Below are 25,060 nucleotides of genomic sequence, written 5' to 3'. Positions count from 1 at the left end.
AAGTAATAAATATATAAACTTAAAACTAAATTAGTGAGTATTCAAACAACAATCCATTTCTGTGATCGCTTTCATATTGATAGCTGATAAATATAGGTAAGTTAATTGACAATTAAATTAGCTGAATATGGAACGTATTATGTTAACAGTAATGAGAGCGCCATCCCGCTATGTTCAAGGTGTAGATGCCATTTTATCTCTGGATGTTCATGCTGCGGCGCTGGGGCAAAAATTTTTCGTGGTTGCCGATGGGTTTGTAATGAATATGACCCGGGACAAATTACTGCAGGGGATGCAGGGCGATCAAAATAAGCTCAGATTTGAAGAGTTTAATGGCCAGTGCACCATGTCAGAAGTGCGCCGTCTGCAAGAGCTGCTAGAGCAAAGCGGCTGTGATGCCATTGTAGGCGTAGGCGGTGGCCGGACCTTTGATACCGTAAAAGCGGTTGCGTATTTTGCGAATATTCCAGTCATTATTGTGCCAACCATTGCGGCAACTGATGCGCCATGTACTGCATTATCAGTTATGTACAATGATGATGGTTCGTTCAGTGAATACCTGTTTTACCCTAAAAACCCGGATCTGGTATTGGTGGATTCTGCTTTGGTTGCCAAAGCACCTGTACGCTTCTTGGTTGCTGGTATGGGGGATGCACTGGGTACTTATTTTGAAGCCCGTACCTGTCTGAATTCTAAATCGCTTAACCTCGTTGGCGGCGCAGTGTCTCAGGCTGGTTTTGCCCTGTCCAAACTTTGTTATGAAACCCTGAAAGACTACGGGTTTAAAGCTAAATTGGCAGCAGAGCAGGGCGTTGTAACGCCTGCCTTTGAAAAAGTACTGGAAGCGGCGACTTATTTAAGTGGTGTCGGGGCTGAAAATGGTGGCCTGGCGGCTGCGCACTCTATCTATAACGGATTTACTGTGCTGGAAGCGTGTGAAAAAACCATGCATGGCGAAATTGTTGCCTTTGGTACTTTGGTGCAATTAATCCTGGAAGACAGTCCGATTGAAGAAATTGAAGATGTGATTGATTTCTGCCTCTCTGTTGGGCTGCCAATCAATTTAGAACAGATTGGTTTAGCTCGGTTTGATGCTGCTGAAATTATGAAAGTGGCAGAAGCGGCCTGTAAAGAAGGTGAAACCATTCACAATACCTTAGGCGGTGTGACTGTGACTGAGGTGTATAACGCCATCTTAACCGCTGACAATATGGGTAAGCGTTATTTACAGCAGTTGTAATGGGCTGAAACTGTAATAAACAGTATGCCACGCGCGATACCTGAATGGATTTAACGAAAAGGCAGCTCATCTGAGCTGTCTTTTTTATGCCTGCAATCTCACTGAAGGTTAATGTATTTGTTTTAGCATGGCGTTTTGAGCTGGCAGCGTTTGAGGCGTCTTGCTACTGCATTATCGGCTTATCAGGTAGCGCAACGTCACCTCAACGCCTCTGGTTTGAATAAATCCCCTTCAAATCGCTGCAAAAACAAGCATGAAAGGTCAACAGACCCTAGGGCGTGTTGACGGTTCGTGATTAAATTTTGTTCGAGATAAAAGCGTTTTAATCGCGGCGAGAGGTTTGTCGCCTAGTTATTCTAAGCAAGAACCGCTCAACAAAGAGTAAAACGCTTTTAGCCGAACCCTGCGGGCAGCGTTTGAGGCTCCTTTCTACTGCGTTATCGGCTTATCAGGTAGCGCAACTACCTATCAAAGCCTCTGCCTTGTATAAAGAAGCCTCAAATCGCTGCAAAAACAAACTCGAAAGGTCAACACGCCCTAGAAACTATTTCTTTTGCTATTTCAATCGCTAACAGATAAGGGGCAGATAATGGCTTGTTGTACCGCTCAGGATGGAACATGCTGGACAATTCTGGACTGTTAATGGTTTCGCGGTGCAATAGCACTTGGCATTGTGAGATAGCGTAATCCTCAACGGTCTGATTTCTTTCAGTCATACCATCCGTCAGGAGGCGTTTTTCCATGCAGGTTTCATTTCCCAGTGGTGAACTTATGCTGTCAGGTTTGCTGGAGCAGCCATCATCCCCACCTCAGGGGGTTGCCTTATTTGCCCATTGTTTTACCTGTGGGAAAAGTTCAGTGGCAGCCAGTCGCATTTCTAAGGCTTTGGTGGAAAAAGGCTTTGCAGTTCTAAGGTTTGATTTTACCGGGCTTGGTAGTAGTGATGGGGACTTTGCCAATAGTAATTTTTCTTCCAATGTGGCGGATTTAGTCGCTGCGGCTGATTATCTGCGTAAGGAATATCAGGCTCCCTCCCTACTGGTGGGGCACAGCCTCGGGGGACGGGCAGTATTGTCTGCTGCGGGACAAATCCCTGAAGTGACGGCGGTGGTTACCATAGGCGCCCCGGCAGATCCGGACCATGTCAGTAAGCAGTTTGCCGCCGATGTGGCTGAAATTGAGCAACAGGGGGAAGCGCATGTGTCTCTGGCGGGGCGGCCATTTACCATTAAAAAGCAATTTTTGGATGATATCCGCCAGGAAAACCGGGATATTGAGCAGCTCAAAGCGGCACTGTTGGTGATGCACTCTCCGGTGGATAATTTAGTGTCGATTGCTCAAGCGGAAAAGATTTATCAGCGGGCTAAACATCCCAAGAGTTTTGTCTCACTGGATAATGCCAACCATCTTTTGACCAATAAAGATGATGCTATTTATGTTGCGAGCGTTATTGCTGCCTGGGCCAGCCGTTATTTACCGCTCAAACAAATGGCTGAATCGACCACGCCCCTGGTGAAACCCGCCGCCGGGCAGGTGGCCGTTTATGAATATAACCATAAGTTTGCTCGCACTATTGTCACGGATGATCAGCAGTGGCTGGCCGATGAACCGCGCAAAGTTGGCGGGGATGAATTGGGGCCGGATCCTTACGAGATGCTGTTGGCATCCTTAGGGGCCTGCACCTCTATGACGTTACGAATGTATGCTAATCGTAAGGGGCTAGATTTGCAGGATGTGACTGTGACGCTACAACATAGTCGCCAGCATGGCGAAGATTGCCGCGATTGTGATCAAGCCGATTCCCGGGTGGAAGTTCTGGCCCGCAAAGTCCGCCTGATTGGTAACTTAACAGATGCACAGCGTCAGCGGCTGTTGGAAATTGCAGATCTGTGTCCGGTGCATAAGACCCTCAGTGGCCGTTTAAATATTACCACTGAGCCAGAGGACAGCGCAGAATAATCATATGGGTAACTGCTTAGCTGATGTCGCTGAGTATGACTCGGTCAGGCAGTTACCCAAAGAACGACTAACGGGCTAATTTAAGCTCTTATTTAAGCTGTAATATAAGCTATGAATCCAGTGTTTATGTCAGCTTTAATCCAAGCTGTTATGCAAATTGTTATCCAAGCATACACAACAGCAATTTTGCTCAGAAGCAGGGTCTGTTTTCGTGATTAAATTTTGTTCGAGATAAAAGCGTTTAAATCGCAGCGAGTGGTTTGCCGCCTGGTTATCTAAGCAAGAACCGCTAAACAAAGCGTAAAACGCTTTTAGCCGAACCCGTCTGGCAGCGTTTAAGTCTCCTTTCTACGGCGTTATCGGCTTATCAGGTAGCGCAACTATCTATCAAAGCCTCTGTTTTGTATGAAGCATCCACAAACCGGGGTAAAAACAAACTTGAAAGGTCAACAGACCCGAAAGGCTTGGCTATTAGCAGTTAAATGACAAGCGGAAAATAGCGTGCAGTTAATCGCTAGGCGCACTAGTTGTCCGTTTGTCCCTGTTGCCCAATAACCTTGTCTGTCCAGAATTCTTATGCTCTAAGTGGTTACGGGGGTGAGTATCACGCTTGTCACCTGCTCCCAATACTTACGAGTGAGCTAGTTAGATTACAGGCCGCTTTCCGGTGTCATTGTGGGCGGTTTAAACCTTGTTGCGCTGAGAATATCCCACTGAAACTGCATAATTACGCATATTAGGTTGTACTCGACGGCTCAAACGCGGGCGCTGAGAGTACAGCATACCCATGCTGGTCAATGTTGGGTGTCTGGCGGGTAGTTGTGGGGTCGGGTGCGCTGAGCAATAGGGTATTTACGCTTTGCTTAATCCGCGAATTCAAGCCAATATCTGCCGGTAATTATAAATATGCATATTATTTAACTATGCAATAAGTGATTAAGTTTAGGCCAAAATCAATGCTATTAATAAATAAGTTTTTCGGTATTTAAATGCCGAGTGAATATTGTTAGTCTAAAAATTAATGACTAATAAAAAATAATGGTTTTGCTACTGGCAGTTTTTCGAAAATTCACTGCAGAAAACCCTAATTTAAAAGTGAAGTCAGAATTTATTTGAGCGAAAATGCGCAGTAAAACTGAGATTTGTTCATATTTTTTGGTGTGTTTTCTTTAAATAACAGTTACTTATGTCGTTGGCAGGTTTTCGACAGTTTCTGGCAAGAATTCGATATTAACCTGAGGGTAATGGGAGGAATATAGTCGACATTGAAAGGGAGCGATAAAACCATTTCAATTTTATATTGTCATATTTTAATATTATTTGGTCCAACATAAATAGATATTTTATCTTGTATTAATATGTTTATTTCTTAGCTGGAATAAATAATAAAAAATATCTCTCAATTAATTTGTCATGATGTTTCGTGTTTGGAGAGCTTTAAATGAGTGTATCTAACGATTTATATCCTAATGCATCCTTGCCATTGCAACGCAAAGAATCCGGTGTTCCTTTTGTTCGCCCAGGGCTGAAAGTTGAATCTTATAACGACTTCGATCCACTGAAGCACGTTATCGTTGGTATTGCTGATAACCAGCATATTCCAGAAGCCTGTCCTGCCAGTAATGAAAAAATCCCAGCTGACTCTCCAATGCGTGGTGGTAAAGCTGGTCGTCGTACTCAGGAAAGTATCGATGAAGCCAACGAGCTGTTGAATGGTTTTGCAGATACTTTGAGAAAGCGTGGCATTATCGTTGACCGTCCAGGCGGTGTTGATTGGCACCAACGTATCACCACTCCTGATTTCACCATCAGCTCTGGTTTCGGTGTAATGCCTCCTCGTGACTGTTTACTGACTATGGGCAAGAGCATTCTGATGGCGCCTATGAGCTTCCGTAGCCGCTACTTCGAATATCTGGCGTATGTTGACCTGCTGCGTGAATACTTCGAATCTGACCCTGAGTGTATGATCGAACAAGCTCCACGCCCACGTCTGTCTGATGACAGCTTCCGTATGGACTATGTAGCAGCTTACGAGTATCTGTCTGACGAAGAGACTATGGCTCGTTCTTGCCGTAAAGAGTACTCAACCAAAGAAACTGATATCCTGTTCGATGCTGCTGACGTAATGCGTCTGGGTAAAGATATCTTTGTTCAGCACGGTCTGACCACTAACCTGGCTGGTATCCGCTGGATCAAGCGTAAGTATGAGCCACAAGGTTTCCGCGTTCATACCTTAAGCTTCAAAGACAACCATCCAATCCACATCGACGCTACTTTCTGTCCTCTGCGTCCAGGTTTGATGCTGTTGAACCCACATCGTCCTCTGTTCGAAGGTCAGCGTGAAATCTTCGAGAAGAACGATTGGCAAATCGTTGAAGCTGTTAATCCAGCTTGGGATGAGCCACCAGCACTGTGCTACTCAAGCACTTGGTTGTCCATGAACACCCTGATCCTTGACCACAAAACAGTGTGTGTTGAAGCTTCAGAAACTGGGCAAATGGAACAGTTCGACAGACTGGGCTTTGAAGTTATCCCTGTGGATCTGCGTGGCGCTTATGCCTTCGGTGGTGGTCTGCACTGTGCAACAGCTGACGTACACCGTGAAGGTACTTGTGAAGATTACTTCAGCAATCAATTCGCCGGCACTCACAATGTTGAACACTGGGAATATTAATCTAAGCGTTCATTAACACCCTTGAGATATAATATTAAAGGCCTCTTTCCAAGAGGCCTTTTTTATTAAAAATACCTAGTTCAAACTTAATATTTGTTGGCAGAAATTCGTAGGTTGAAAGCGTAAATTCGATATTAACCAACCCCATATTGGGCAAAATAGAGTCAAAGGTTGTAGAACGAGTCAGCAGTGAAAACTTAATTCTCAACGAGTTAATCCTGTAAATATTCAATTTATCATATAAGAAAGAGAATAGATCATGGTTAAACATTATGTGGGTTCGGAAGTCGGCCAATTAAGAAGTGTGTTATTACACTATGACAGTCTAGCGTTTGAACGCCTGACACCATCAAATTGCCACGAGTTATTATTTGATGATGTGCTGTCTGTTACCAAGGCGGCTGAAGAACATCAGCAATTTGCTGGCATCCTCGAGCAGCAAGGCGTTAACGTGCTGTATCTGAACCAGTTGCTGGGCGATACCCTGGCAATTCCTGAAGCGCGTGAGTGGTTGTTCAACCAACAGCTGAGTGACTTCCGCCTCGGTGCTAGTTTGGCATCAAGCATTAAATCCTGGCTAAATGAATTACCTCAGGATGTGATTGCAAAATATTTAATTGGTGGCTTGGCATTTAAAGAAATTCCAGATCAGTATTTCAAGCCTTTATTTGATTCTTACGATTGGGAACACTTTATTTTAAAGCCTTTACCTAATCACTTATTTACCCGCGATACATCATGCTGGATATATAACGGCGTATCAATTAACCCAATGGCAAAAGCGGTTCGTCGTCGTGAATCAAACAATTTAAAAGCGATTTACCGTTGGCATCCATTATTTGCTAGCCAAGAGTTTAATTATTACCTCGGTAATGAAAGCGTTAATTACGATAATTCCACCATTGAAGGCGGTGACGTGTTAGTTATCGGTCGCGGTGCGGTATTAATCGGTCTGTCTGAGCGGACATCGCCAGAAGGTATTGAAGCGCTGAGCCGTGCTTTGTTCAGAACCGGCCAGGCAGAAAAAGTTGTGGTACTGGAGCTGCCAAAAGACCGCGCTTGTATGCACTTAGATACGGTACTGACCCAGCTGAATGTGGATGTGTTCTCTGTTTACCCTGCGGTTATTAATGAAAACACCCGTGCCTGGACGCTGACTCCGGGCGTTGGCGACGGCCTGCAGGTGAAAGAAGAGCGTAATTACCGCGAAGCCATTATGTCTGCCCTGTCACTGAGTGACATCAAGATCATCACCACCGGCGGTGACATCTACGGCCAGGAACGTGAGCAGTGGAATGATGCTAACAACGTACTGACTATCCGCCCAGGTGTGGTTATCGGCTACGAATGCAACACCTTAACCAATGAGAAATACACCGAAGCAGGCATTGAAGTACTGAGCTTTGCCGGTGAGCAATTAGGCCGCGGCCGTGGCGGCGCCCGCTGTATGAGCTGCCCAATCGAACGAGATGGAATCTAACTCAGTTAATTTTTAAGGAAAAAATCATGACTAAACCTACTGTAGTCGTGGCACTGGGCGGTAACGCACTACTGTGTCGCGGTGAGCCTCTGGAAGCCGATGTTCAGCGTATTAACGTTTGCTGTGCGGCCAAAGCTATCGCCAAAATGACTCAGGATTGGAACGTAGTATTGGTGCACGGTAATGGCCCTCAGGTTGGTCTGCTGGCCCTGCAGAATTCAGCATTCAAAGAAGTGAAGCCCTATCCACTGGATATCCTCGTGGCTGAAACCCAGGGCATGATCGGTTACATGCTGCAGCAGGAGTTACAAAATATTCTGCCAGGCACACCTGTTGTGACCATGCTGACCCAGGTGGAAGTAGACAGCAAAGACCCTGCGTTTTTGATGCCAACCAAGTATATCGGCCCTGTGTATGACAAAGCCGAAGCAGACCAGCTGGCGCTGGACAAAGGTTGGGAGTTCAAGAATGACGGTAAATACATCCGTCGCGTGGTGCCGTCACCTAAGCCATTGAACATTGTTGAATCTGATAGCATTCGTCAGCTGATTGATCAGGGCAACCTGGTGATCTGTTCCGGTGGCGGTGGTATTCCGGTGACGCGTCAGGATGAGAAACTGATCGGTGTTGAAGCGGTTATCGACAAAGATTTGTCCGCAGCATTCCTGGCCAAGCAAATTAACGCTGATGCCCTGTTGATTCTGACTGATGCTGACGCTGTATACCTGAACTGGGGCACTGAGCAGCAAGAAGCGCTGCGCATTACTCACCCAGAAACACTGGCTGAAATGGAGTTCGATGCGGGTTCCATGGGCCCTAAAATCACCGCTGCCTGTGAATTCGTTAATGCCACTAAAGGGCAGGTGGGTATCGGTTGTCTGACCGATGGCGCCGATATCTTAAAAGGGGAGTGTGGCACCCTAATTATGGATAAGTCTCAGACTCAGAGCATTTATAAGCTGAAAATGTAATTGTCTTTCCCATTTTTCTTACTTAGTTAATTACTTAATATAAAAAGGATTTATATCATGGCTTTCAATCTGAAAAATCGAAACTTCCTCAAGCTACTGGACTTCACCCCTGCTGAGATCAATTTCCTACTGAATCTGTCCATTGATCTGAAAAAGGCCAAATATGCCGGTGTTGAGCAGAAGAAACTGGTGGGTAAGAACATTGCGCTGATTTTTGAAAAAACATCTACCCGTACCCGTTGTGCTTTTGAAGTTGCAGCATTTGACCAAGGCGCTTTAGTGACTTACCTCGGCCCCAGCGGCTCTCAAATTGGTCACAAAGAATCCATGAAAGACACAGCGCGCGTACTGGGCCGCATGTATGATGGGATTGAATACCGTGGTTTTGGTCAGGAAATCGTTGAAGAGCTGGGTCAGTATGCCGGCGTACCAGTATGGAACGGTCTGACTGATGAATTCCACCCAACTCAAATCCTGGCTGACTTTATGACCATGATGGAGCACCTACCAGGCGTCCCATTAAACAAGATGAAGTTTGCTTACATGGGTGATGCCCGCTTCAATATGGGTAACTCTTTGATGGTTGGCGCTGCGAAAATGGGTATGGAAATCCGTCTGGTTGCACCTAAGGCTTTCTGGCCTAACGAAGAGTTAGTTCGTCAGTGTCTGGATATCGCTGAAACAACCGGTGCCAAGATCATCCTGACTGAAGATGTGAAGTCTGGTGTTGAAGGGGTTGATTTCATCTATACCGATGTATGGGTCTCCATGGGTGAGCCAAAAGAAGCTTGGGCTGAGCGTGTACGTGTGATGACGCCATATCAGGTGAACATGGATGTTATCAAGGCAACCGGTAACCCACAGGTGAAATTCCTGCACTGTCTGCCAGCATTCCACGACGAAAACACCACCATGGGTAAGGAAATTGAAGAAGCTTACGGCATGAAGGGTCTGGAAGTTACTGATGAAGTGTTTGAATCTCATCACTCTATCGTGTTTGACGAAGCAGAAAACCGCATGCATACCATCAAGGCTGTGATGGTCGCGACTCTGGGAGCATAGCCTTGATCGGATGCTAACCTGACTCAGGTTAGCATCTTTTTCTGTAGATTATGCCAATTCTATTACTTTCGATAATAAACATTTCTCTTAAATCATTGGCTTGATACTCAAACAAGTGATTAATGGAATTGGTATTCGCTGAGGATGTAGAGATGGACAAGACAAAAACAATTGGATTTTTAGCTGCGTTTGGCGCGGCAACACTGATGGGATTTGTGGGTTTTTTTGCCCGCCATATTAATGCTCAGGGAGATGTAATTGCATTTTCCCGTATGTTTTGTGGTGCTTTGCTGTTCTTTTTCATTTTGTTGGGCCTTGGCCGTATCCGAGATCTGAGGAAATACCGTCTGTCCCCGGCTATGGTGTTCAGTGGTTTATTTATGGGAGCCTGCCTCTCAGCCTATATAGCAGCGACCCAAATGACCACTATTGCCAATGCCGTGTTCTTTATCTATGTGGGCCCCATTATTTCGACTCTGTTGGCTATTATTTTCTTAAAAGAGCCATTTAAGCCTATCACCATGTTTTCCATCGGTATTGTCTTTGTGGGTATGCTGTTGATTGTGGGATTGATTAAGTTCAATGACGGTGGTATTTCCTTCGGTATTACTTTTAATAAAGCCACTTTTGCCGGGGATATGCTGGCGCTGGCGTCCGGTGTGGGTTTTGGTCTTTTCCTGTTTCTGGGCCGTTTTCGTCAGGATGTGCCGGGTGATGTGCGTTCATTCTGGAACTTCTTTTTTGCCCTTATTGCCATTTGCATCATGTTTATGTTCAGTAAGCCCACTGTTGCGCAAATGACTGCCAGTGATTGGGCATGGTGGATAGGTATTGGTGTTGTATGTGGTTTTGGCGCCCTGTCTTTATGCACCATTGCCACCAAGAATTTGCTGGCGGTGGAATTTGCCACCATTTCCTACTGGGAGTGTGTGGTGGCCTCTATTATCGGCATAGTGATTTTCCACGAGCCTTTGTCTGCCATGCAGGTGATTGGCGGTATTTTGATTATCGTGGGCGGCACCTGTGAAATGGCGGTGGGCGCCGTGAGAAAACACCTGAATAAAAAAACGGTTGATATCAAGGTAGCCTGATAGTGTTAAGGACGTTCCTAAACTGATGGAGAAGAGTGCCGGTTATGAGTGAGATTAACCTGAAGGGAATCAATTGTTTTTACGGCATATCACAGTCCCTGTTTGATATTGATTTCTGCGCACCTGCCGGCGCAGTGATCGCCCTGCTCGGTGCCAGTGGCGCTGGAAAAAGTTCTCTGCTGCGGGTGTTTAATCTGATGGAAATGCCCGCAGACGGGGAATACACAGTGGGAGAACACCAGTTTAATTTCAGTCAAAAACCCGCTGCCGATGCGGTGCGCCGCCTGCGTACCGATGTTGGTATGGTGTTTCAGCAATATCACTTATGGCCGCATTTTACCGTATTGGAGAATCTGATCGAGGCGCCTTGCAAGGTGCTGAAGGTGGACCGGCAGCAGGCAGAGCAAAAAGCCATGGAACTGATCCTGCGCTTGCGGCTGCATGATTTAGAGCACCGTTATCCGGTGCAGTTATCCGGTGGTCAGCAGCAACGGGTGGCAATTGCCCGGGCGCTGATGATGTCCCCCAAAGTGATGCTGTATGACGAGCCGACTGCGGCGTTAGATCCGCAAATGACGGCGCAGTTTGCCGAAATTGTCAGGGAACTCAGTGCAACAGGGATCACCCAGATCATCGTAACCCATGAGGTGGCTTTGGCCCGTAAAGTGGCCGACACCGTGGTCTTTCTTGAAGCCGGTAGGGTGGTTGAACAGGGTGACGTTTCTATTTTATCTCAGCCGAAAACTGCTGATTTATCGAACTATTTATTCCAATAAAAAAGCAATATGAAGGAGCCGGTTATGAATCGGGGATGCATGATTATCATCCTGGGAGCACTGCTGTACTGTGTCAGCGCTCAGGCGAAAGAAATCCGCTTTGCCATGGAGGCTACTTACCCACCGTTTGAATTTACCAATGAAAAAAATGAGGTGATAGGGTTTGATGTGGATCTGGCCAATGCGTTATGTCAGGTACTTAAACGGCAATGCAGTTTCCATATCCAGTCATTTGACAGCTTGATCACCAGCTTAAAGTTCCGGCGGTTTGATGCGGTTATCTCCGGCATGGACATTACCGCAGAGCGGGAAAAACAGGTGCTATTTACCCGGCCATATTATGACAATGCCGCAGTCTTTGTGGCGAAAAAGGGTCGTTTTAGCGATATTAGCCAATTGGCCAGACTGAAGGTGGGCATTCAGAACGGCTCCACCCACCAAAAATACATCCACGATAAATTCCCCCGCCAGCAGACAGCTTCTTATACCAGTGTGCAGCATGCTTTTATTGATTTACAGAACGGCCGGGTGGATGCGGTATTTGGTGACACGGCGGTGATCAATGCCTGGCTGACCAAAGCTGCCGCTTACGGCGCGGTGGGTGAGGTGGTGAAGGATGTGTCCTACTTTGGTCGTGGCTATGGCATTGCCGTAAATTTGCATAATCCGCAGTTACGGGATGATCTGAACCAGGCGCTGGAGCAGGTCGTTGCAGACGGCACCTACGATAGTATTTACCAGCGCTGGTTTCGTTAAACGGATAGCGGGGAGGGGAATGTGACTGATTTTCTACTGCTATTACTGTCGGCCTCGACCCTGACCATCGGGTTGGCCGTCACCTCGGCGCTGGTGGGCTTGGTGATGGCCATTGTGCTGGCGCTACTGGAATCAACCCCGGTACGTTGGATAAGTATGCTGACCCGGGGATATATCCTCATCATGCGCGGCTTACCGGAGTTGTTGATTGTGCTGCTGGTGTATTTCGGCTCCAGCCATGTGTTGTTTCTGCTAACCGGGCAGTTTGTGGAGATCAGTGCCTTTTTCTGTGGCGTGCTGGCCCTAAGCAGCATTTTTGCTGTGTATGTGTCGCAGATTTTGCGCGGTGCCCTGCTGGCCATCCCCAAAGGACAGTGGGAGGCAGGACTTGCGCTGGGGATGGGGCGACTGGGAATTTTCTTTCGTCTGTTACTGCCTCAGGTATGGCGTCATGCCTTACCGGCTATGGGAAACCAGTGGCTGGTATTGCTAAAAGATACGGCGCTGGTGTCACTGATTGGGGTCAATGACCTGATGAAACAGACCCAGATTATCGCCTCTTCCACTTGGGAGCCTTTTACCTGGTTTTCCTGTGCGGCGTTGATTTATTTGCTGATCACCTTGATTAGCCAGTACGGCCTGAAGCGGATGAACTGGTATGTGACCCGCCATGAACGGGGAGAAGCCTGATATGTTAGATGGACTACTAACCACCATAAGTACCCTGAGTAACGGTTTGCTGCTGACGCTGGTGCTGACCTTTATCGCCCTGATTATCGGCTCTGCGCTGGCAGTGATTAACACAGTAGCGCTGACGCTGGAAAACCGGGCGGTGTACTACAGTGTGAAAACTTACCTGACGCTGTTTACTGGCACGCCATTGCTGGTGCAGATTTTTCTTATCTATTATGGCCCCGGTCAGTTCCAGTGGCTCAAAGACAGCAGTTTATGGCTGTTGTTCTCGGATCCGTTTTTTTGCGCGGTATTAGCGCTGTCGCTAAATTGCGCCGCGTACACCACATTGCTGTTTTATGGCGCGTTGCAGAGTATCGGCAAGGGGCAGTGGGGCGCTTGTGCCGCGCTAGGGATGAACCATTGGCAGACCTTGAAAGTGTTGCTGCCGTATGCCCTGAAACGGGCCTTACCGGCCTATTCCAATGAAGTGGTGCTACTACTTAAGGGATCTGCCTTAGCATCGACTATCACCATTATGGATATCATGGGGTGGGCGCAGCGGGTTAATGCGCAAACCTATGACACCTTATTGGTATTTTTCTGCGCCGGTTTACTGTATTTGGGGCTGAACCTGATGCTGACGCTGATGATGTCGCTGGTGGAAAAACGCATGTTGGCATTTGAGCGCATTTGAGCGCGGGTTTTGCTCTCAACTTCGGGGCAGTCCGGCCTTAAAACATGAACCAGAACCGGGTCGGACTGCGCCGCACCACACTTATCCGCTCACGCATCATCTTGTATAGAGTCTGATAAATAACAAGGTTTACCTTATGCGGGGCACTAAATATGCGCAATCGCTTGACGAATTAAGGCGATTATTTAAGGAGCATATTCCACAGTAAATTTGCTGCGTAATTGCGTTTAAGGGTGGGCGATATGGGTAAGTGACATAAAACGACTCCGGATCACGGTCATCCGGAGGTCATCACTTAACTGGTGTGGGTAACATCAACACGCATATTGATATGATTTTTGCGGTATTGCTTTGGGGTTACATTGAGCAGCTCTTTAAATTTGGTGTTAAAGCAGGATATTGATGAAAATCCTACCTCGGCGCTGATATAAGAGATGCTGTTATCCGTCTCCACCAATAAGTGAGTCGCTTTGCGGACCCGTTGCTCAATCACATATTGCCAAAACGTGATCCCCATATTGGCATTGAAGAAACGGGAAAAAGTGCTTTCAGCCATATAGATTTGGCTGGCAACCAAAGCAACAGTGAGCGGCTCGGTTAAATGATTCTGGATAAACTGGATGCTGGTTTTTAATTTGTCTTCCGCTTTTTTGGTACAACTGATTTCTTGCACGCTTTCTAACAGACAGGTTTTTTGGCTTATCTGCGATAAATTATCCAGCACATTTAAAAAGTTAATAATTTGGCAAAAATCAAATGAGTTCTCCATGGTACTCAGAATATTGCCGATTTCTTGGGTGTGTTCTGCTTCATACAGCAGAGCAAATTTGGCTTCGTCGAGCATGGCGCGAACGTTACCAAACTGCTGGCTGTTCACAAAGGTCAACCCGAAACCATTGAGACGGAAATGCAGTACATCGCAGTCGATCTCGTTTCCTTGGCTCAGGTGCTTTTTATCCAGTGACAGGCGGAATGGGTTGAATGGTGCCAGCAGCACGATTTGTCCGCTGCTGAGCTTAAAGCTGGAGTTAGTTAGATGCAGAGTACATCCAGGTGTATGTGGCCTGATAAGCACATAGTCTGCGCCGAAAATCAGATGCTGGGTTTCGGTTAACTTCTGTAGGTCAAATATCACAAATTTAGGCGTATTTGAGACAATTTTCGTTGACATAAGATCCCTCCTTAATCGGCATGTATCTTATGTGTTTCTGTTTGTTTCTCCACCAATTTCGTATCAATTTGTGATCTCCGCCTACCTGTTTATATCATTGCGTGACAGTCCTCTCTGATATTAATTATTTGATTGATAAAAAAGTAGTTTTAGCTAATTTCGCCATAATAAATTCAGCTGCTAATGGTTAAAAATTAACAGAAAATATTGCTAAATAGGGCATAATCTAACCTAATTATGCCCAAGCCTTTAATATTTGTATTAGCAGCCTATAACGTTTACATTGGGCTCCTTAGTGTTCGCGCCAGAACGCTAGATGTTCAACGTTGGATCAGTGGCTTATTATTTTTTTGCCGCCAAAGATTACTGTCGCGGAGGCTGTAGAAGCAGCCACAATATTCCTGCTGATAAAAGTCAGATTGACGTACCAGAAAATCCTTGCGGGCCGCCAGCCCTTTTTTACGCCAGTCCTGTAGCCAGTAGCTGACGCCCGGGTAGCTATCCGCCGCCTGCTCACCTGCCCGGGTGATCTGTGCTAAATCTTTCCAACGGGAGCTACTCAGTGTGGTGGCAAACAGACTAAAGCCATGTTCCGCTGCAGTTTTAGCACTGCTGGCTAGGCGCAGATCAAAACACAGTTGGCAACGTTTACCGCGTTCTGGCTCTTGTTCATAACCCGCAGTATGTTTTTTCCACGCTTTGGTGTCATAGTCGCCGTCAATATAATCCAGCCCCATAGCCTCGCAGAAACGAACGCATTCGTTTTTACGCAGCAGGTACTCTGTTTCGGGGTAAATATTAGGGTTATAAAAATAGACGGTCGGGCGGATACCCGAGTGCACACAAGCTTCAATAATGGCGGTGGAGCAGGGGGCGCAGCAGGCGTGCAGCAGTACCTGCTCTTGCCCATCAGGGACGCTGATCGGCGGAATAGTAAAATGTTCCATGACTCAGGGAATAAGCAAATTTAGTTGGCTATGATACCCAAAGCACAGCAGTGATAACAGCTACGCGGTGGGCATATTGGGCTTTAGTGGCGGGCTCTGCGCCTTACCATGCTGCTTGTCGCCTGCAGTGGGCACTTACTTTGGTAAAACAATGCTGCCATTCGCTACTTATGATTATCCCGGTTTTGGCGCCTTGGGCATGCCTAATGCGCGCTCAGCAATAATATTGCGCTGAATTTCATTGCTGCCGCCATAAATGGTGTCGCTGCGGGAAAACAGAAACAGTGACTGTAATCGAGTTAGCTCATAGGGGGCAGCAGCCAGCGCCATCGCCTCTGGCCCCAACACATCCATTGCCAGTTCGCCCAGTGCAATTTGTAGATCATCGCCTCTGGCGGCAGGCTACCATCTTGTGGTCCGCTGAGCATGCCGCAGGGCATGATGACGCATTATAGTCAGGCCTGACCACGCTTTTGCGATACGCTGGCGGATGCTGGCATCCTGGGCGGCACCATTGCTTTTGGCAATGGCGATAATATCCTTGAGTTCGTTGGCAAACTGCATCTGTTGCCCCAGCGTGGAGACGCCGCGTTCAAACCCCAACAGCACCATGGCAATGTGCCAACCTTGGCCGGGTTGACCAACAAGGTTATTGCTGTCAGTCACTGCGTCATCAAAAAAAACTTCATTAAATTCGCTGGTGGCGGTGATTTGTTGGATAGGCCTGATGGTGACTCCCGCTTGTTTCATCGGCACCAGTAAAAAGGACAGCCCTTTGTGCCCGCGGCTGCCCGGCTCTGTACGGACCAGCATAAAACACCAGTCGGCTTCATGGGCTAAGGACGTCCAGATTTTCTGACCATTGATGCGCCATTGACCACTTTTGTTGTCCAGCTCTGCTTTGGTGCGGACATTAGCCAAATCTGAGCCAGCCCCTGGCTCAGAGTAGCCCTGACACCAATATTGTTCGCCAGTTAAAATGCCAGGCAAAAAGCGCTGTTTCTGGCTGTCAGAGCCAAATGCGATAAGCGTCGGCCCCGCCAGCCCAGCGCCAATATGACCAAGTAACCCAGGCCCGCCGGCTTTAGCATATTCCTCATGGAAAATAACCTGCTGACTGATAGACAGTTCACGTCCCCCCCAGGCTTTCGGCCAGCCGACACAGAGCCAGTTATCCCGCGCCATATGCTGCTCCCAGACTTTGCGCTCAGCAACAAAACTGTGCTCATCGCCCGGGCCTCCGCGGTATTTCAGTTGGGCAAATGGCCCACATAATTTACGGGCCAACCAGCAGGCAATGTCATGCCGAAAAGCTTCGTCTTCTGGGGTAAAACGCAGCTTCATTTTTGACTCCTTGCGCTGTGGTCTTGCAGGGCAGATGAGGCGGGATCTAGTGCTGTATGCGGTGTGGCTGTCAGTGACGTATCAGAGCTTGCCATCGCTGCGCAAGGGGGTGCCGGTGAGTCATCAAGTAGCTGCTGCGCTATACGCTCCAAATGCAGCGGCGCATCTCCCAACAATAATTGACTGGCTTTGGCACGTTTAAAGTACAGGTGAACATCATATTCCCATGTAAATCCAACGCCGCCATGAAATTGCAGCGCCTCGGCAGCGCAATGGAAAAAGGTAGGGCTGCACTGGGCCTGAGCCAGCGCCGAGGCCTGTGTCAGTTGGGTGTGCAGTGTCGCATTATCAGGTTGCAGCAGGGCATCGTCTGCGCAGCAGGCCGCATAATATAGCGCCGAGGTTGCCGATTCGACTTCTAACATCATATCGGCGGCGCGGTGCTTTAAGGCCTGAAAAGCAGCAATTGGCTGGCCAAATTGTTGCCTGGTTTGACTGTAATCCACCGCCATTTGCATGATCTGCCGCGCGCCGCCGGTCTGCTCCGCCGCAAGGGCAATGGCGGCCAGTGCCAGAACCCGATCAAACCCCGTTAGCAGTGCTTGCTGGTCGACGACAGAGATTAAGGTATCAGGAGTGAGCTGGAGTTGCTCACAGTGAATGTTGGCAGAGCGGCGGGTCTGTTCCAGAGCAGGGATAAACCGGCGGGACAACCCCGGAGTATCGCCCGGTAAGGCAAACAGGAGCAGTTTGTGTTGGGGATCGCGAGCAGCCAGTATCAGCAGTTGTGCGCTGTCGCCATCAATCACCTGTTGCCAATTCCCGCTTAGGCTATAGCCATCAGTGGTTGGGGTGGCGATCGCTTGCACCACATGGTTATCCCATTGCCGGTTAGTCGGTGCATCTGCGCTGAGCCAGCCCAGTGTTGCAGTGAGTTCCCCGGCCGCAATTGCCGGCAGATAGCGCTGTTTGGCTGACTCTGATGCGCAGTGTAGCAGCGCATTAGTGGCGAGGACTGCCGTAGAAAAAAACGGCGCACAGAGCAGGGTTTTACCCATTTGCTCCAGCACACTGGCAAGCTCTACCCAACCCAGTGCCAGGCCGCCGTAACATTCAGGGATCACCAGTGCCTGCCAGCCCATTTGTTGGCAAATTTGCGGCCAAATCTCTGCCTGCATACCGCTTTCACTGGCCATGGCATCCCGCACAGCGCTGATTGGGCTGATATCTGCCAGAAATGTACTGGCCATGTCGCGGATTAACATTTGTTCTTGGGTAAATGAAAACTCCATATGACGATCCCTGTCTCTGTTTCTGACGCCAGCGTGAGTCAGGCTGCAGCAGATATTACATAAATCATGCCGTTATCTTGTTAATGCGCGGGATAAAAATAATCGGCCGGACGGACGATAACTTTTCAAGTCGCTCAAGAATATGGTTTATTTGGCGCTAATGGTTATGTAATGAATATCCAGAAATAGCATATTTTTATTGTATAAATGCAAGTTTACTTAGGTGGATTTGCTTATGAGCTATATTGTGTTGAATGCTAATTAAAAATATAATATTTAGGTGTTGGGATATTTTATTTCCAGCAATATTACGTCGCCTATTGTTTATTCGACCTTCGTTATGGAGCACCACATTAATGAGAATAATGAGTAACAGTTATTTATTACTTTTATCACATTAATTGGTTTGAAAATTAAAATATTGCCGTTGCAATGTGCTTCGGTACTGGAAGAGGCTATGAATTATAAAAAGGTTGTTTATAGCCAAGGGCTATTGCTTGTAGGCTTATTACTATCTCCTTATCTATATGCGCAGCAAAATTGTAGTGATGTGGCCTTGGCTACATTAACATCTGGGGGACGTGCAGAGTTAACAACATCTGTCGGTCAGATAGAGGCTTCAGCTTGTAAAGTATTACCGGATCGCCCCGGAATATTGTTGGCTTCAGCCATTTTTGCTGATACGGAAGATACACCCTTGTATGAGGATGAGCATGATCACCACTGGATGGTGATGTTGATTGATACTCACAATTGGCGGATCGTAGCCAAGTACAAGGAGTTTATTTTACAGGATGCCACAGTTGATATTGAAGATGACAGTATCTGGTTAGATACGGCACCTTATATCATTGCGCCGGGACATCGCGCATTTGGAGTACGACTTGACATTGCAAATAGCCATAATTGCGGTGATGCTGGACAGAATATTTATCTGACTTTGTTTAGCGATAAGATAGTTCAGAGTGAGTTGCAGCCCTTAATTCAAAAATTGCCTATGTCTTATTGGTCTATGAGTGAAGGTGTTGCTTGTGGTGGAAGTGAGCGTGCGATTAGCGAAAATGCTAAAGCAATATTACAGGTGTTACCCTCAGTATCACATGGGTTATACGATTTGAAACTGTTAACCCATGGGCAAGAGGAGGTGGTTAAAAATGGCAACTTTTATAAAGGTAAAGCGACCTCTTATCAGACAGTGCTACGATTTAACGGAAAACAATACTCTTTAGATTGGAATAATATTCCAGCTAAGAATTGGTATCGCAGAATAAAACATTAATCTAAATTATTACTAATAAAATATAGGAATAAATAGTGAACATGCTTAAGTTATGTTGTATTTATGTAACTTGATAATAATAACTTAATTACCTGTTATTTGAGCATAGAAAAGCAATCTAAAAGTGCTTAATATTTTTACTGAACTCCTTCTTATGGAGAAATAATTGTGATCAAATTTAAATTGTGGCGCAGAAAGGTTACTGGGATATTTATTTAGTTAATGTGGATAAGGCCTGTATCAGCGGTAGCGGGCCAGCTAGAAAAGACTCATATACAGGAAAGCATTCCCACACAAGCGTTGAATACTGTGCCAAAACAAGCTCGGGGGACTATTATCACAAAAGCATTGGGCGATTTAAATCGTGATGGTCATGTTGAGCAGGTTGTGGTGGTAAATATTGACGGCAACCGGGAGATTCATATTTATCAATATCGTCATCATCAATGGCAATTATGGCAGTCATCAGCATTTCATATCATGGATAGCGGTGATGGTGGTCGAGATTGGTTTCAAGATATAAATATTGTTCGCGGTGCATTGGTTATCCTTGAATTCAGATAATAAGTGCACCACTCATGGTTAAACGGTAAGAAGAGATCAACTGCCTGTAGGTGGTACTCTATCGTCGCCAAACAAATAGAAGTCATTACCATGAGTTACAAGCAGTTGATCGAAGGGCAACGATACCAGATCGAAGCCTACCTACGCGAGGGCTTCAGCTATCGAGCAATCGGCAAACGCTTAAAAGTGAGCCACAGCACGGTGAGTAGAGAGGTTCGTCGTAACCGTATTCGTGACAATCATTATTTGCCTGAAGTTGCACAGGCCAAGACAGTTAAGCGCCGCTGCCAGGCTGCCAAAAATCGAGTGTCTGTAACGACCGTCACTTTCGTTGAGTTCGGACTGAAGCAAAAGTGGAGTCCAGAACAAATCGCGGGCGTAGGTCAACTTATCGGTTACCCTGTCAGTCATGCATGGATTTATGGCTTTGTTCAGCAGGACAAGCAGCGTGGCGGAAAGCTCTATAAAGCGCTGAGACGCGGTCATCGTAAATACCGCAAAGGCTGTCGTGCGAAACGGGTTATCATTCCAAATCGCATAGGTATTGAACACCGGCCGGCAGTTGTCGACGAAAAAGCACGATTAGGTGATTGGGAAGCCGATACGGTGTTGGGAAAACAAGGCACTGGCGCTATAGTCAGTTTGGTTGAACGCAAAAGCAAACTGTATCTAATCCGTAAAGTGCCCGCCAAAAGCGCAGCCGATGTGAGCCGAGCCATGATAGGCATGCTTTGGCGGTATCGCAGTCACGTTCACACTATCACAGCGGACAATGGCAGCGAGTTCTGTGACCATCAAAAGGTTGCACAAGCACTGAAGGTAGATATCTATTTCGCCAACCCATACTCATCATGGGAACGTGGGTTGAATGAGAATTTCAATGGTCTGTTGCGGCAGTATATCCGCAAGGGAACTGATTTACGCACGGTAACGGATAAGCAAATTGCTGACATCGAACGAGCACTTAACTCACGTCCGAGAAAGTGCCTTGGTTTCAAACAGCCTGCTGTAGTATTCGATGAATTACGAAAAGCAGCTTAATGAAGCGAGTGGTGCACTTCGGGGTTGAATACGCGTCCGACACAGAGGAGCTTTAGTGATTGGATCATTTTCCCAGATAGAGCGATTTCGTTTCAATGGTAAAGATTGTCCCATGATTGGGGTAACTCAGTAGCATCAAGAGTGTGGTTATAATGATAATTATGTCGATTTTAACCTAGTTACCGGTGAGCTAATTTACCGAGGGTGTACTCCTACTCACTGTTGTTGTGGTCAAGCGTCTTGTTATTTGACGTTACCTGTGCCGTATCATACTCAACTGAAATTGCCTAAAGATTATCCTATGCCAGATTTATTACATGACGATTTAACCCCCTGTATTGATATTGATAACAGTCGTAAAATTACGGTGTGTTATTAGCGAATGTTGTGGCAGTGATTAATATTTGACATAGTGAGCTATATTTCCCATTTAAATGCTGGATGTTGACGTTTGGATATTTTTGCTATGAGATTGTGAATGAGATTAAAGATGGATACTTGACATAATGGAGTTGATTAATTACAGCCATTAGTATTCCTTGCCTAAAATAAGCATGTATTGCTATAAGTCTAAGCGACTGTAATAAAAAAGTAAGCAATGGCTTAGCGGACGCTAATGGATTAAATAAGGTTATAAGACTTAGTATGTCTATTCGGTAATGAATAATTATTTAATAACGCTGTTTTATTTTGTATAAGATCTTAAGAAATAGCTCATTGATACTATCACAATATCTTAGGCAATGTTTATTTTGATAAGAACTTAAGCCTGACCCTATCCACTATCAATTGAAAAGGTCAGGCTTAGATATACAGCAAAGAAGATTAATTGATATCAATCAGATGCCATTTATTTCCTGAGAAATAGAATAGCTTTTCATCACCGCGTCCGATTACAGTTTGCTGTCCTGAATAACGCACAGTAACAGCCCAGCTTGAATCGCGTTTCACACTGACAAACTCACCATTTCGTGCATCATCTGGAAGATAGACATTTCTGGTGTAAATACCATCGCTCATTTGGATGCTGATATTTCCGTACTGATCCAGCAAATTTTTAATACCGTCTGCAGTGGAAATAGTGGGGATCTCAGCTCTGGAATTAATTAGCTTTTGCCCTTGCATTATCCATTTATTGTTTACAGCTGCGAACTTGGTTTTACTACCAAAACGTGGTTCAACTGTATGTCCTGGAAATTGGAGTAAAAGTCCCCAGCCTGATTTTCGATCCAACTCGAATAAGTGACCTTCACCTGTATCTGCCGCGTTGGGTAGCTTCAGACTTCTGGTCCAATTACCATTCCAAGTTTTGACTATGACTCTACGGTAATCTTTAAGGAAGCCAGCAAGAATACTGGGGTCGTTGCCCATTTGTCTGATAAGAGTATTATTATCAACAATCTTTGCAGACGGTCGATCGCTATACCAAGTACCATTTTGTTTAACAAAACGCGTCGTGGTTTTATTATCAGGGGTAATTGTGATACCTGAGTAGGTAATCACAGTAGCACTGTCCTTATTTTCTCGTCTGAATTCAATGGAAGAACCATCAGGTGCATCATTATTTAAGATTAATTTGGGGAGTGTTCTAATAAAATCAGTACGTACATAAATCGCTCTATATTGGTTTAATATTGCATTAAGCTTATCAGGTTTTTCCACTAGCTGTAATTTAAGCTGGGTTGTGGCAAAATAAAGCGGAACAAAATACCAGTTTCCCCCACTATACCTAAATGGTAATCTTAGCCCTTTAGGTATATCTGTAACAATATTACCGGAATAATCATAGTCTATGTTTTTAAACTCGATTTGAACATTTTCATCAGAATTTCGTTCCAGTGAAAATTTATGCCCTTCTTTAACTGGGGCCGGTAAGGTAAATTTAGGTTCCCAGTTACCATTAGAAGTAATAACAACTAGTGAGGTGTATTTGTTAATTAACTGTTTGAAAAAATCAGGGCTATTAACTATTCTGGTCATATCTGCCTGATCTCTGATAATCCCATCATTGGCACAGTAAAAATAACCAGCGGTACCGGATTTCACGGCAAATCCATAGCCTGCCCCCATAATCACATGTCGATCAGCGATTTGGGTTATTTGCCACTTGCCCATATTGCTACGGAAAAAATCCATATTAGCAGGTACATCGATCAAAGGAATAGGTTTGGAGCCTGGCAAACACTGTCTTTCGTAAGTGATCCGATTATATTTTATCCCCTGTTCTTCGACTGTGATGCAAAAAGAGCTATTAGCTGAGCCTTTTTTTACTTGATGGCCATAGCGCCTTCCCATAATCACATTACCATCAGAAATTTTAGTAATCTGCCATTTCCCCATATGACCTCTAAAATAACTCATATTATCTGGAACATCTTTTGTTGGAAATAGAACTCTCCCTTGGGGACAATTACCATAGTGAAAGGTAATATCGTCATAAACTTTAGCATTAGCATTGCTTATACCTATAGAGAATATAGATACGCTAAAAAGAAATATTTTTTTCAATTGCCTCATAGAGATATCTCTCCAAAAAGATATTAGTTAATATTAGCGCTGTATGTTTAACCAGATAACCTTAATAATTTGTTGACTGTTATGTTCTGTTCATTGTTACGTATAGGATATAACAGTCAACTTATTCAATTAAAACATGTATAGTTAAACATGATTAAAAATCAATAGCTAATGCTCTGAAAATAGGCGTCATGACTATTTACAGAGATAAGACATATTTACCAAATGTGGCTACGTTTCTCAAACCTTACTGATTGAACTCGATCATTCCAATTACTACCTATCCAAGATAAATGCTGTGCGCTAATCGTTCTTGACTCTCCTGTATAATTACGCCCTGAATAAATAATGGCTCGCCAGCCATCTTCAACTTTAATTGCAGACATTTGCTTATTGAAACTTCCTAAATCAGTGATATTTCCTGTTAATGGTAGTTGTTGACCTTTATAAGAACCATGTTGAAATAATCTTGCCTTAATCACTTCTTTTTCGCCTAAAATGGCCCATTTATCATTAAGTCTTATTATATAAGTTGTAGTATCTTTTCCGGGTGTTATAGTCCTACCATCAAATTTAATCGTTGTCGCCCAAGTCGCTCTACGATTAAACATGAATACTCGACCATTGTTGATGCCTGACTCTGGAAGCGTCAAATTATTTACCCAGTTTCCATCTGATGTAGCAGCTTGATAAACCCCATATTTATTGATGTTATTAGTGAATATTTGAACGTTATTTTTTATTTCATTTAATTGATGTTGTCTGTGCGCACTCCATTTGGGACTAGGTAACCAATTATTACCATTGAAATAAAAATATAAAGAGGTATTTTTAGGTACTTCTATATATGGTTCTTTATCATTAAATAAAAAATTTATTCTGACCGGGTATGTGGATTTTCTGTTAATGACAAAGGTGTTTTTATTATTATTATTATCCAGTTGAGGTAAAGTAAACTGCCTTAACCAATTCCCATCAGAGGTAATAACGGTAAGTGGATTGTATTCTAATAGTAAATTTTTGAAGTATTGTGGATTGTTATACATATCATTCATTTGAGATTGTTGAGTAATAACGCCATCACTAACACAAAAAGTATAGCCCGCCCGGCCTTTTTTTATCTGATAGTTATAACCACTACCCATAATAACATAATTACCTGCTAACTCTGTGATTTGCCACCGCCCCATATTTTGACGGAAGAAGCTCATATTATCTTTGACATCCGCAACAGGAAATTTGATTTCAGGATATACACATTCCCGCTTGAAGGTGATATTTTTGTGAACAACCGCATAAGACGAGGTACTAATGGCTAACAGAGACATAGAAATAAAAATTTTAGCCTTCATCATAGGTCATTACTCCATTTCTTTAAATTAATCCTGCTGTTAGTACATATTGTTGTAATAAATATATATTTTTACATTACATCCGACCTATTTATCGGAAAAATTATGATGAGTTACCTCTAACGAGACGTGGAATGTATATTATTTGTAATATTATTGACACGGTAATGTTTTT

The 25,060-nt window shown here is 45.1% G+C and carries 22 protein-coding genes; 14 read left to right on the top strand and 8 right to left on the bottom strand.

Going from position 1 to position 25,060, the window contains the following annotated elements; all coding sequences use genetic code 11:
• Window positions 1-139 precede the first annotated feature (139 nt).
• Window positions 140-1,240 (top strand): glycerol dehydrogenase, encoded by a 1,101-nt coding sequence (locus tag NFHSH190041_RS11975; RefSeq protein ID WP_261922063.1) that lies wholly within the window; start codon window positions 140-142, stop codon window positions 1,238-1,240.
• A gap of 527 nt (window positions 1,241-1,767) precedes the next feature.
• Here NFHSH190041_RS11975 and NFHSH190041_RS11965 read toward each other — a convergent pair.
• On the bottom strand, window positions 1,768-1,983 hold the full coding sequence (locus tag NFHSH190041_RS11965; RefSeq protein WP_261922062.1) for a hypothetical protein: 216 nt from the start codon (window positions 1,981-1,983) through the stop codon (window positions 1,768-1,770).
• On the opposite strand from NFHSH190041_RS11965, the gene NFHSH190041_RS11960 reads away from it, so the two are divergent.
• The 10 genes from NFHSH190041_RS11960 (at window position 1,982) to artM (ending at window position 13,378) form a co-directional block, all read left to right on the top strand.
• Window positions 1,982-3,199, top strand: a complete 1,218-nt coding sequence (locus NFHSH190041_RS11960; protein ID WP_261922061.1) for a bifunctional alpha/beta hydrolase/OsmC family protein — start codon at window positions 1,982-1,984, stop codon at window positions 3,197-3,199. The two genes, NFHSH190041_RS11965 and NFHSH190041_RS11960, sit on opposite strands and share 2 nt — an antisense overlap.
• A 1,441-nt stretch (window positions 3,200-4,640) precedes the next feature.
• Complete coding sequence (locus NFHSH190041_RS11955) at window positions 4,641-5,873, top strand: serine/threonine protein kinase (protein ID WP_261922060.1); 1,233 nt, start codon at window positions 4,641-4,643, stop codon at window positions 5,871-5,873.
• A gap of 259 nt (window positions 5,874-6,132) precedes the next feature.
• Window positions 6,133-7,353 (top strand): arginine deiminase, encoded by a 1,221-nt coding sequence (locus NFHSH190041_RS11950; RefSeq protein WP_261922059.1) that lies wholly within the window; start codon window positions 6,133-6,135, stop codon window positions 7,351-7,353.
• A gap of 26 nt (window positions 7,354-7,379) precedes the next feature.
• Entirely contained in the window at window positions 7,380-8,324 is a 945-nt protein-coding gene (arcC, locus tag NFHSH190041_RS11945) for a carbamate kinase (protein WP_261922058.1), read from the top strand.
• Window positions 8,325-8,381: 57 nt separating this feature from the next.
• Window positions 8,382-9,386: an ornithine carbamoyltransferase gene (argF, locus tag NFHSH190041_RS11940; RefSeq protein WP_261922057.1), complete on the top strand. Its 1,005-nt coding sequence runs from the start codon at window positions 8,382-8,384 to the stop codon at window positions 9,384-9,386.
• A 152-nt stretch (window positions 9,387-9,538) separates the two neighbouring features.
• Entirely contained in the window at window positions 9,539-10,477 is a 939-nt protein-coding gene (locus tag NFHSH190041_RS11935; protein WP_261922056.1) for a DMT family transporter, read from the top strand.
• 44 nt (window positions 10,478-10,521) lie between these two features.
• Window positions 10,522-11,253 (top strand): arginine ABC transporter ATP-binding protein ArtP, encoded by a 732-nt coding sequence (gene artP / locus NFHSH190041_RS11930; RefSeq protein ID WP_261922055.1) that lies wholly within the window; start codon window positions 10,522-10,524, stop codon window positions 11,251-11,253.
• A gap of 24 nt (window positions 11,254-11,277) precedes the next feature.
• Complete coding sequence (locus tag NFHSH190041_RS11925; protein WP_261922054.1) at window positions 11,278-12,009, top strand: transporter substrate-binding domain-containing protein; 732 nt, start codon at window positions 11,278-11,280, stop codon at window positions 12,007-12,009.
• Between the two features lie 21 nt (window positions 12,010-12,030).
• Window positions 12,031-12,699, top strand: a complete 669-nt coding sequence (gene artQ / locus NFHSH190041_RS11920) for an arginine ABC transporter permease ArtQ (RefSeq protein WP_261922053.1) — start codon at window positions 12,031-12,033, stop codon at window positions 12,697-12,699.
• Between the two features lies 1 nt (window position 12,700).
• On the top strand, window positions 12,701-13,378 hold the full coding sequence (gene artM, locus NFHSH190041_RS11915) for an arginine ABC transporter permease ArtM (RefSeq protein ID WP_261922052.1): 678 nt from the start codon (window positions 12,701-12,703) through the stop codon (window positions 13,376-13,378).
• Window positions 13,379-13,673: 295 nt separating this feature from the next.
• Here artM and NFHSH190041_RS11910 read toward each other — a convergent pair whose 3' ends face one another.
• The 5 genes from NFHSH190041_RS11910 to NFHSH190041_RS11890 all read right to left on the bottom strand — a co-directional run bounded on the left by NFHSH190041_RS11910 (window position 13,674) and on the right by NFHSH190041_RS11890 (window position 18,132).
• Window positions 13,674-14,549, bottom strand: a complete 876-nt coding sequence (locus NFHSH190041_RS11910; protein ID WP_261922051.1) for a helix-turn-helix domain-containing protein — start codon at window positions 14,547-14,549, stop codon at window positions 13,674-13,676.
• Between the two features lie 320 nt (window positions 14,550-14,869).
• On the bottom strand, window positions 14,870-15,496 hold the full coding sequence (locus NFHSH190041_RS11905) for an epoxyqueuosine reductase QueH (RefSeq protein ID WP_261922050.1): 627 nt from the start codon (window positions 15,494-15,496) through the stop codon (window positions 14,870-14,872).
• Window positions 15,497-15,670: 174 nt separating this feature from the next.
• Window positions 15,671-15,856, bottom strand: coding sequence for an acyl-CoA dehydrogenase family protein (locus tag NFHSH190041_RS11900; protein WP_261925112.1), 186 nt, complete (start codon window positions 15,854-15,856; stop codon window positions 15,671-15,673).
• Window positions 15,857-15,898: 42 nt separating this feature from the next.
• Window positions 15,899-16,840: an acyl-CoA dehydrogenase family protein gene (locus NFHSH190041_RS11895; protein WP_261922049.1), complete on the bottom strand. Its 942-nt coding sequence runs from the start codon at window positions 16,838-16,840 to the stop codon at window positions 15,899-15,901.
• Complete coding sequence (locus NFHSH190041_RS11890; protein ID WP_261922048.1) at window positions 16,837-18,132, bottom strand: acyl-CoA dehydrogenase family protein; 1,296 nt, start codon at window positions 18,130-18,132, stop codon at window positions 16,837-16,839. Before NFHSH190041_RS11890 ends, NFHSH190041_RS11895 begins: the two co-directional genes overlap by 4 nt.
• Window positions 18,133-18,589: 457 nt before the next feature.
• Here NFHSH190041_RS11890 and NFHSH190041_RS11885 point away from each other — a divergent pair, with 457 nt between their 5' ends.
• From NFHSH190041_RS11885 to NFHSH190041_RS11875, 3 genes are all read left to right on the top strand, one after another.
• The gene (locus NFHSH190041_RS11885) at window positions 18,590-19,411 is read left to right on the top strand and encodes a hypothetical protein (RefSeq protein ID WP_261922047.1); all 822 of its coding nucleotides are present in this window, start codon (window positions 18,590-18,592) and stop codon (window positions 19,409-19,411) included.
• 309 nt (window positions 19,412-19,720) lie between these two features.
• Window positions 19,721-19,975 (top strand): hypothetical protein, encoded by a 255-nt coding sequence (locus NFHSH190041_RS11880; RefSeq protein ID WP_261922046.1) that lies wholly within the window; start codon window positions 19,721-19,723, stop codon window positions 19,973-19,975.
• Window positions 19,976-20,065: 90 nt separating this feature from the next.
• A complete protein-coding gene (locus NFHSH190041_RS11875) occupies window positions 20,066-21,016 on the top strand; it encodes an IS30 family transposase (protein ID WP_261921717.1) in 951 nt (316 codons plus the stop codon).
• Window positions 21,017-21,841: 825 nt separating this feature from the next.
• Here the strand turns inward: NFHSH190041_RS11875 and NFHSH190041_RS11870 are convergent.
• Together NFHSH190041_RS11870 and NFHSH190041_RS11865 are read right to left on the bottom strand one after the other, a co-directional pair.
• Entirely contained in the window at window positions 21,842-23,533 is a 1,692-nt protein-coding gene (locus tag NFHSH190041_RS11870) for a hypothetical protein (protein WP_261925181.1), read from the bottom strand.
• 218 nt (window positions 23,534-23,751) lie between these two features.
• Window positions 23,752-24,888 carry a hypothetical protein gene (locus tag NFHSH190041_RS11865; protein ID WP_315972941.1) on the bottom strand — a complete coding sequence of 379 codons (1,137 nt, stop codon included), beginning with the start codon at window positions 24,886-24,888 and terminating at the stop codon, window positions 23,752-23,754.
• Window positions 24,889-25,060 lie beyond the last annotated feature (172 nt).

Source organism: Shewanella sp. NFH-SH190041 (assembly GCF_024363255.1).
Classification (GTDB): domain Bacteria; phylum Pseudomonadota; class Gammaproteobacteria; order Enterobacterales; family Shewanellaceae; genus Shewanella.
The sequence above is the reverse complement of the archived record's forward strand: the minus strand, read 5'-3'. Positions and strand labels throughout refer to the sequence as shown.

What these genes read in the sequence shown, in the direction of transcription:
- NFHSH190041_RS11975 (WP_261922063.1), top strand. Translation starts at nt 140, where the DNA reads ATGTTAACAGTAATGAGAGCGCCATCCCGCTATGTTCAAGGTGTAGAT.
- NFHSH190041_RS11960 (WP_261922061.1), top strand. Translation starts at nt 1,982, where the DNA reads ATGCAGGTTTCATTTCCCAGTGGTGAACTTATGCTGTCAGGTTTGCTG.
- NFHSH190041_RS11965 (WP_261922062.1), bottom strand. Translation starts at nt 1,983, where the DNA reads ATGGAAAAACGCCTCCTGACGGATGGTATGACTGAAAGAAATCAGACC.
- NFHSH190041_RS11955 (WP_261922060.1), top strand. Translation starts at nt 4,641, where the DNA reads ATGAGTGTATCTAACGATTTATATCCTAATGCATCCTTGCCATTGCAA.
- NFHSH190041_RS11950 (WP_261922059.1), top strand. Translation starts at nt 6,133, where the DNA reads ATGGTTAAACATTATGTGGGTTCGGAAGTCGGCCAATTAAGAAGTGTG.
- arcC (WP_261922058.1), top strand. Translation starts at nt 7,380, where the DNA reads ATGACTAAACCTACTGTAGTCGTGGCACTGGGCGGTAACGCACTACTG.
- argF (WP_261922057.1), top strand. Translation starts at nt 8,382, where the DNA reads ATGGCTTTCAATCTGAAAAATCGAAACTTCCTCAAGCTACTGGACTTC.
- NFHSH190041_RS11935 (WP_261922056.1), top strand. Translation starts at nt 9,539, where the DNA reads ATGGACAAGACAAAAACAATTGGATTTTTAGCTGCGTTTGGCGCGGCA.
- artP (WP_261922055.1), top strand. Translation starts at nt 10,522, where the DNA reads ATGAGTGAGATTAACCTGAAGGGAATCAATTGTTTTTACGGCATATCA.
- NFHSH190041_RS11925 (WP_261922054.1), top strand. Translation starts at nt 11,278, where the DNA reads ATGAATCGGGGATGCATGATTATCATCCTGGGAGCACTGCTGTACTGT.
- artM (WP_261922052.1), top strand. Translation starts at nt 12,701, where the DNA reads ATGTTAGATGGACTACTAACCACCATAAGTACCCTGAGTAACGGTTTG.
- NFHSH190041_RS11910 (WP_261922051.1), bottom strand. Translation starts at nt 14,549, where the DNA reads ATGTCAACGAAAATTGTCTCAAATACGCCTAAATTTGTGATATTTGAC.
- NFHSH190041_RS11905 (WP_261922050.1), bottom strand. Translation starts at nt 15,496, where the DNA reads ATGGAACATTTTACTATTCCGCCGATCAGCGTCCCTGATGGGCAAGAG.
- NFHSH190041_RS11895 (WP_261922049.1), bottom strand. Translation starts at nt 16,840, where the DNA reads ATGAAGCTGCGTTTTACCCCAGAAGACGAAGCTTTTCGGCATGACATT.
- NFHSH190041_RS11890 (WP_261922048.1), bottom strand. Translation starts at nt 18,132, where the DNA reads ATGGAGTTTTCATTTACCCAAGAACAAATGTTAATCCGCGACATGGCC.
- NFHSH190041_RS11885 (WP_261922047.1), top strand. Translation starts at nt 18,590, where the DNA reads ATGAATTATAAAAAGGTTGTTTATAGCCAAGGGCTATTGCTTGTAGGC.
- NFHSH190041_RS11875 (WP_261921717.1), top strand. Translation starts at nt 20,066, where the DNA reads ATGAGTTACAAGCAGTTGATCGAAGGGCAACGATACCAGATCGAAGCC.
- NFHSH190041_RS11870 (WP_261925181.1), bottom strand. Translation starts at nt 23,533, where the DNA reads ATGAGGCAATTGAAAAAAATATTTCTTTTTAGCGTATCTATATTCTCT.
- NFHSH190041_RS11865 (WP_315972941.1), bottom strand. Translation starts at nt 24,888, where the DNA reads ATGATGAAGGCTAAAATTTTTATTTCTATGTCTCTGTTAGCCATTAGT.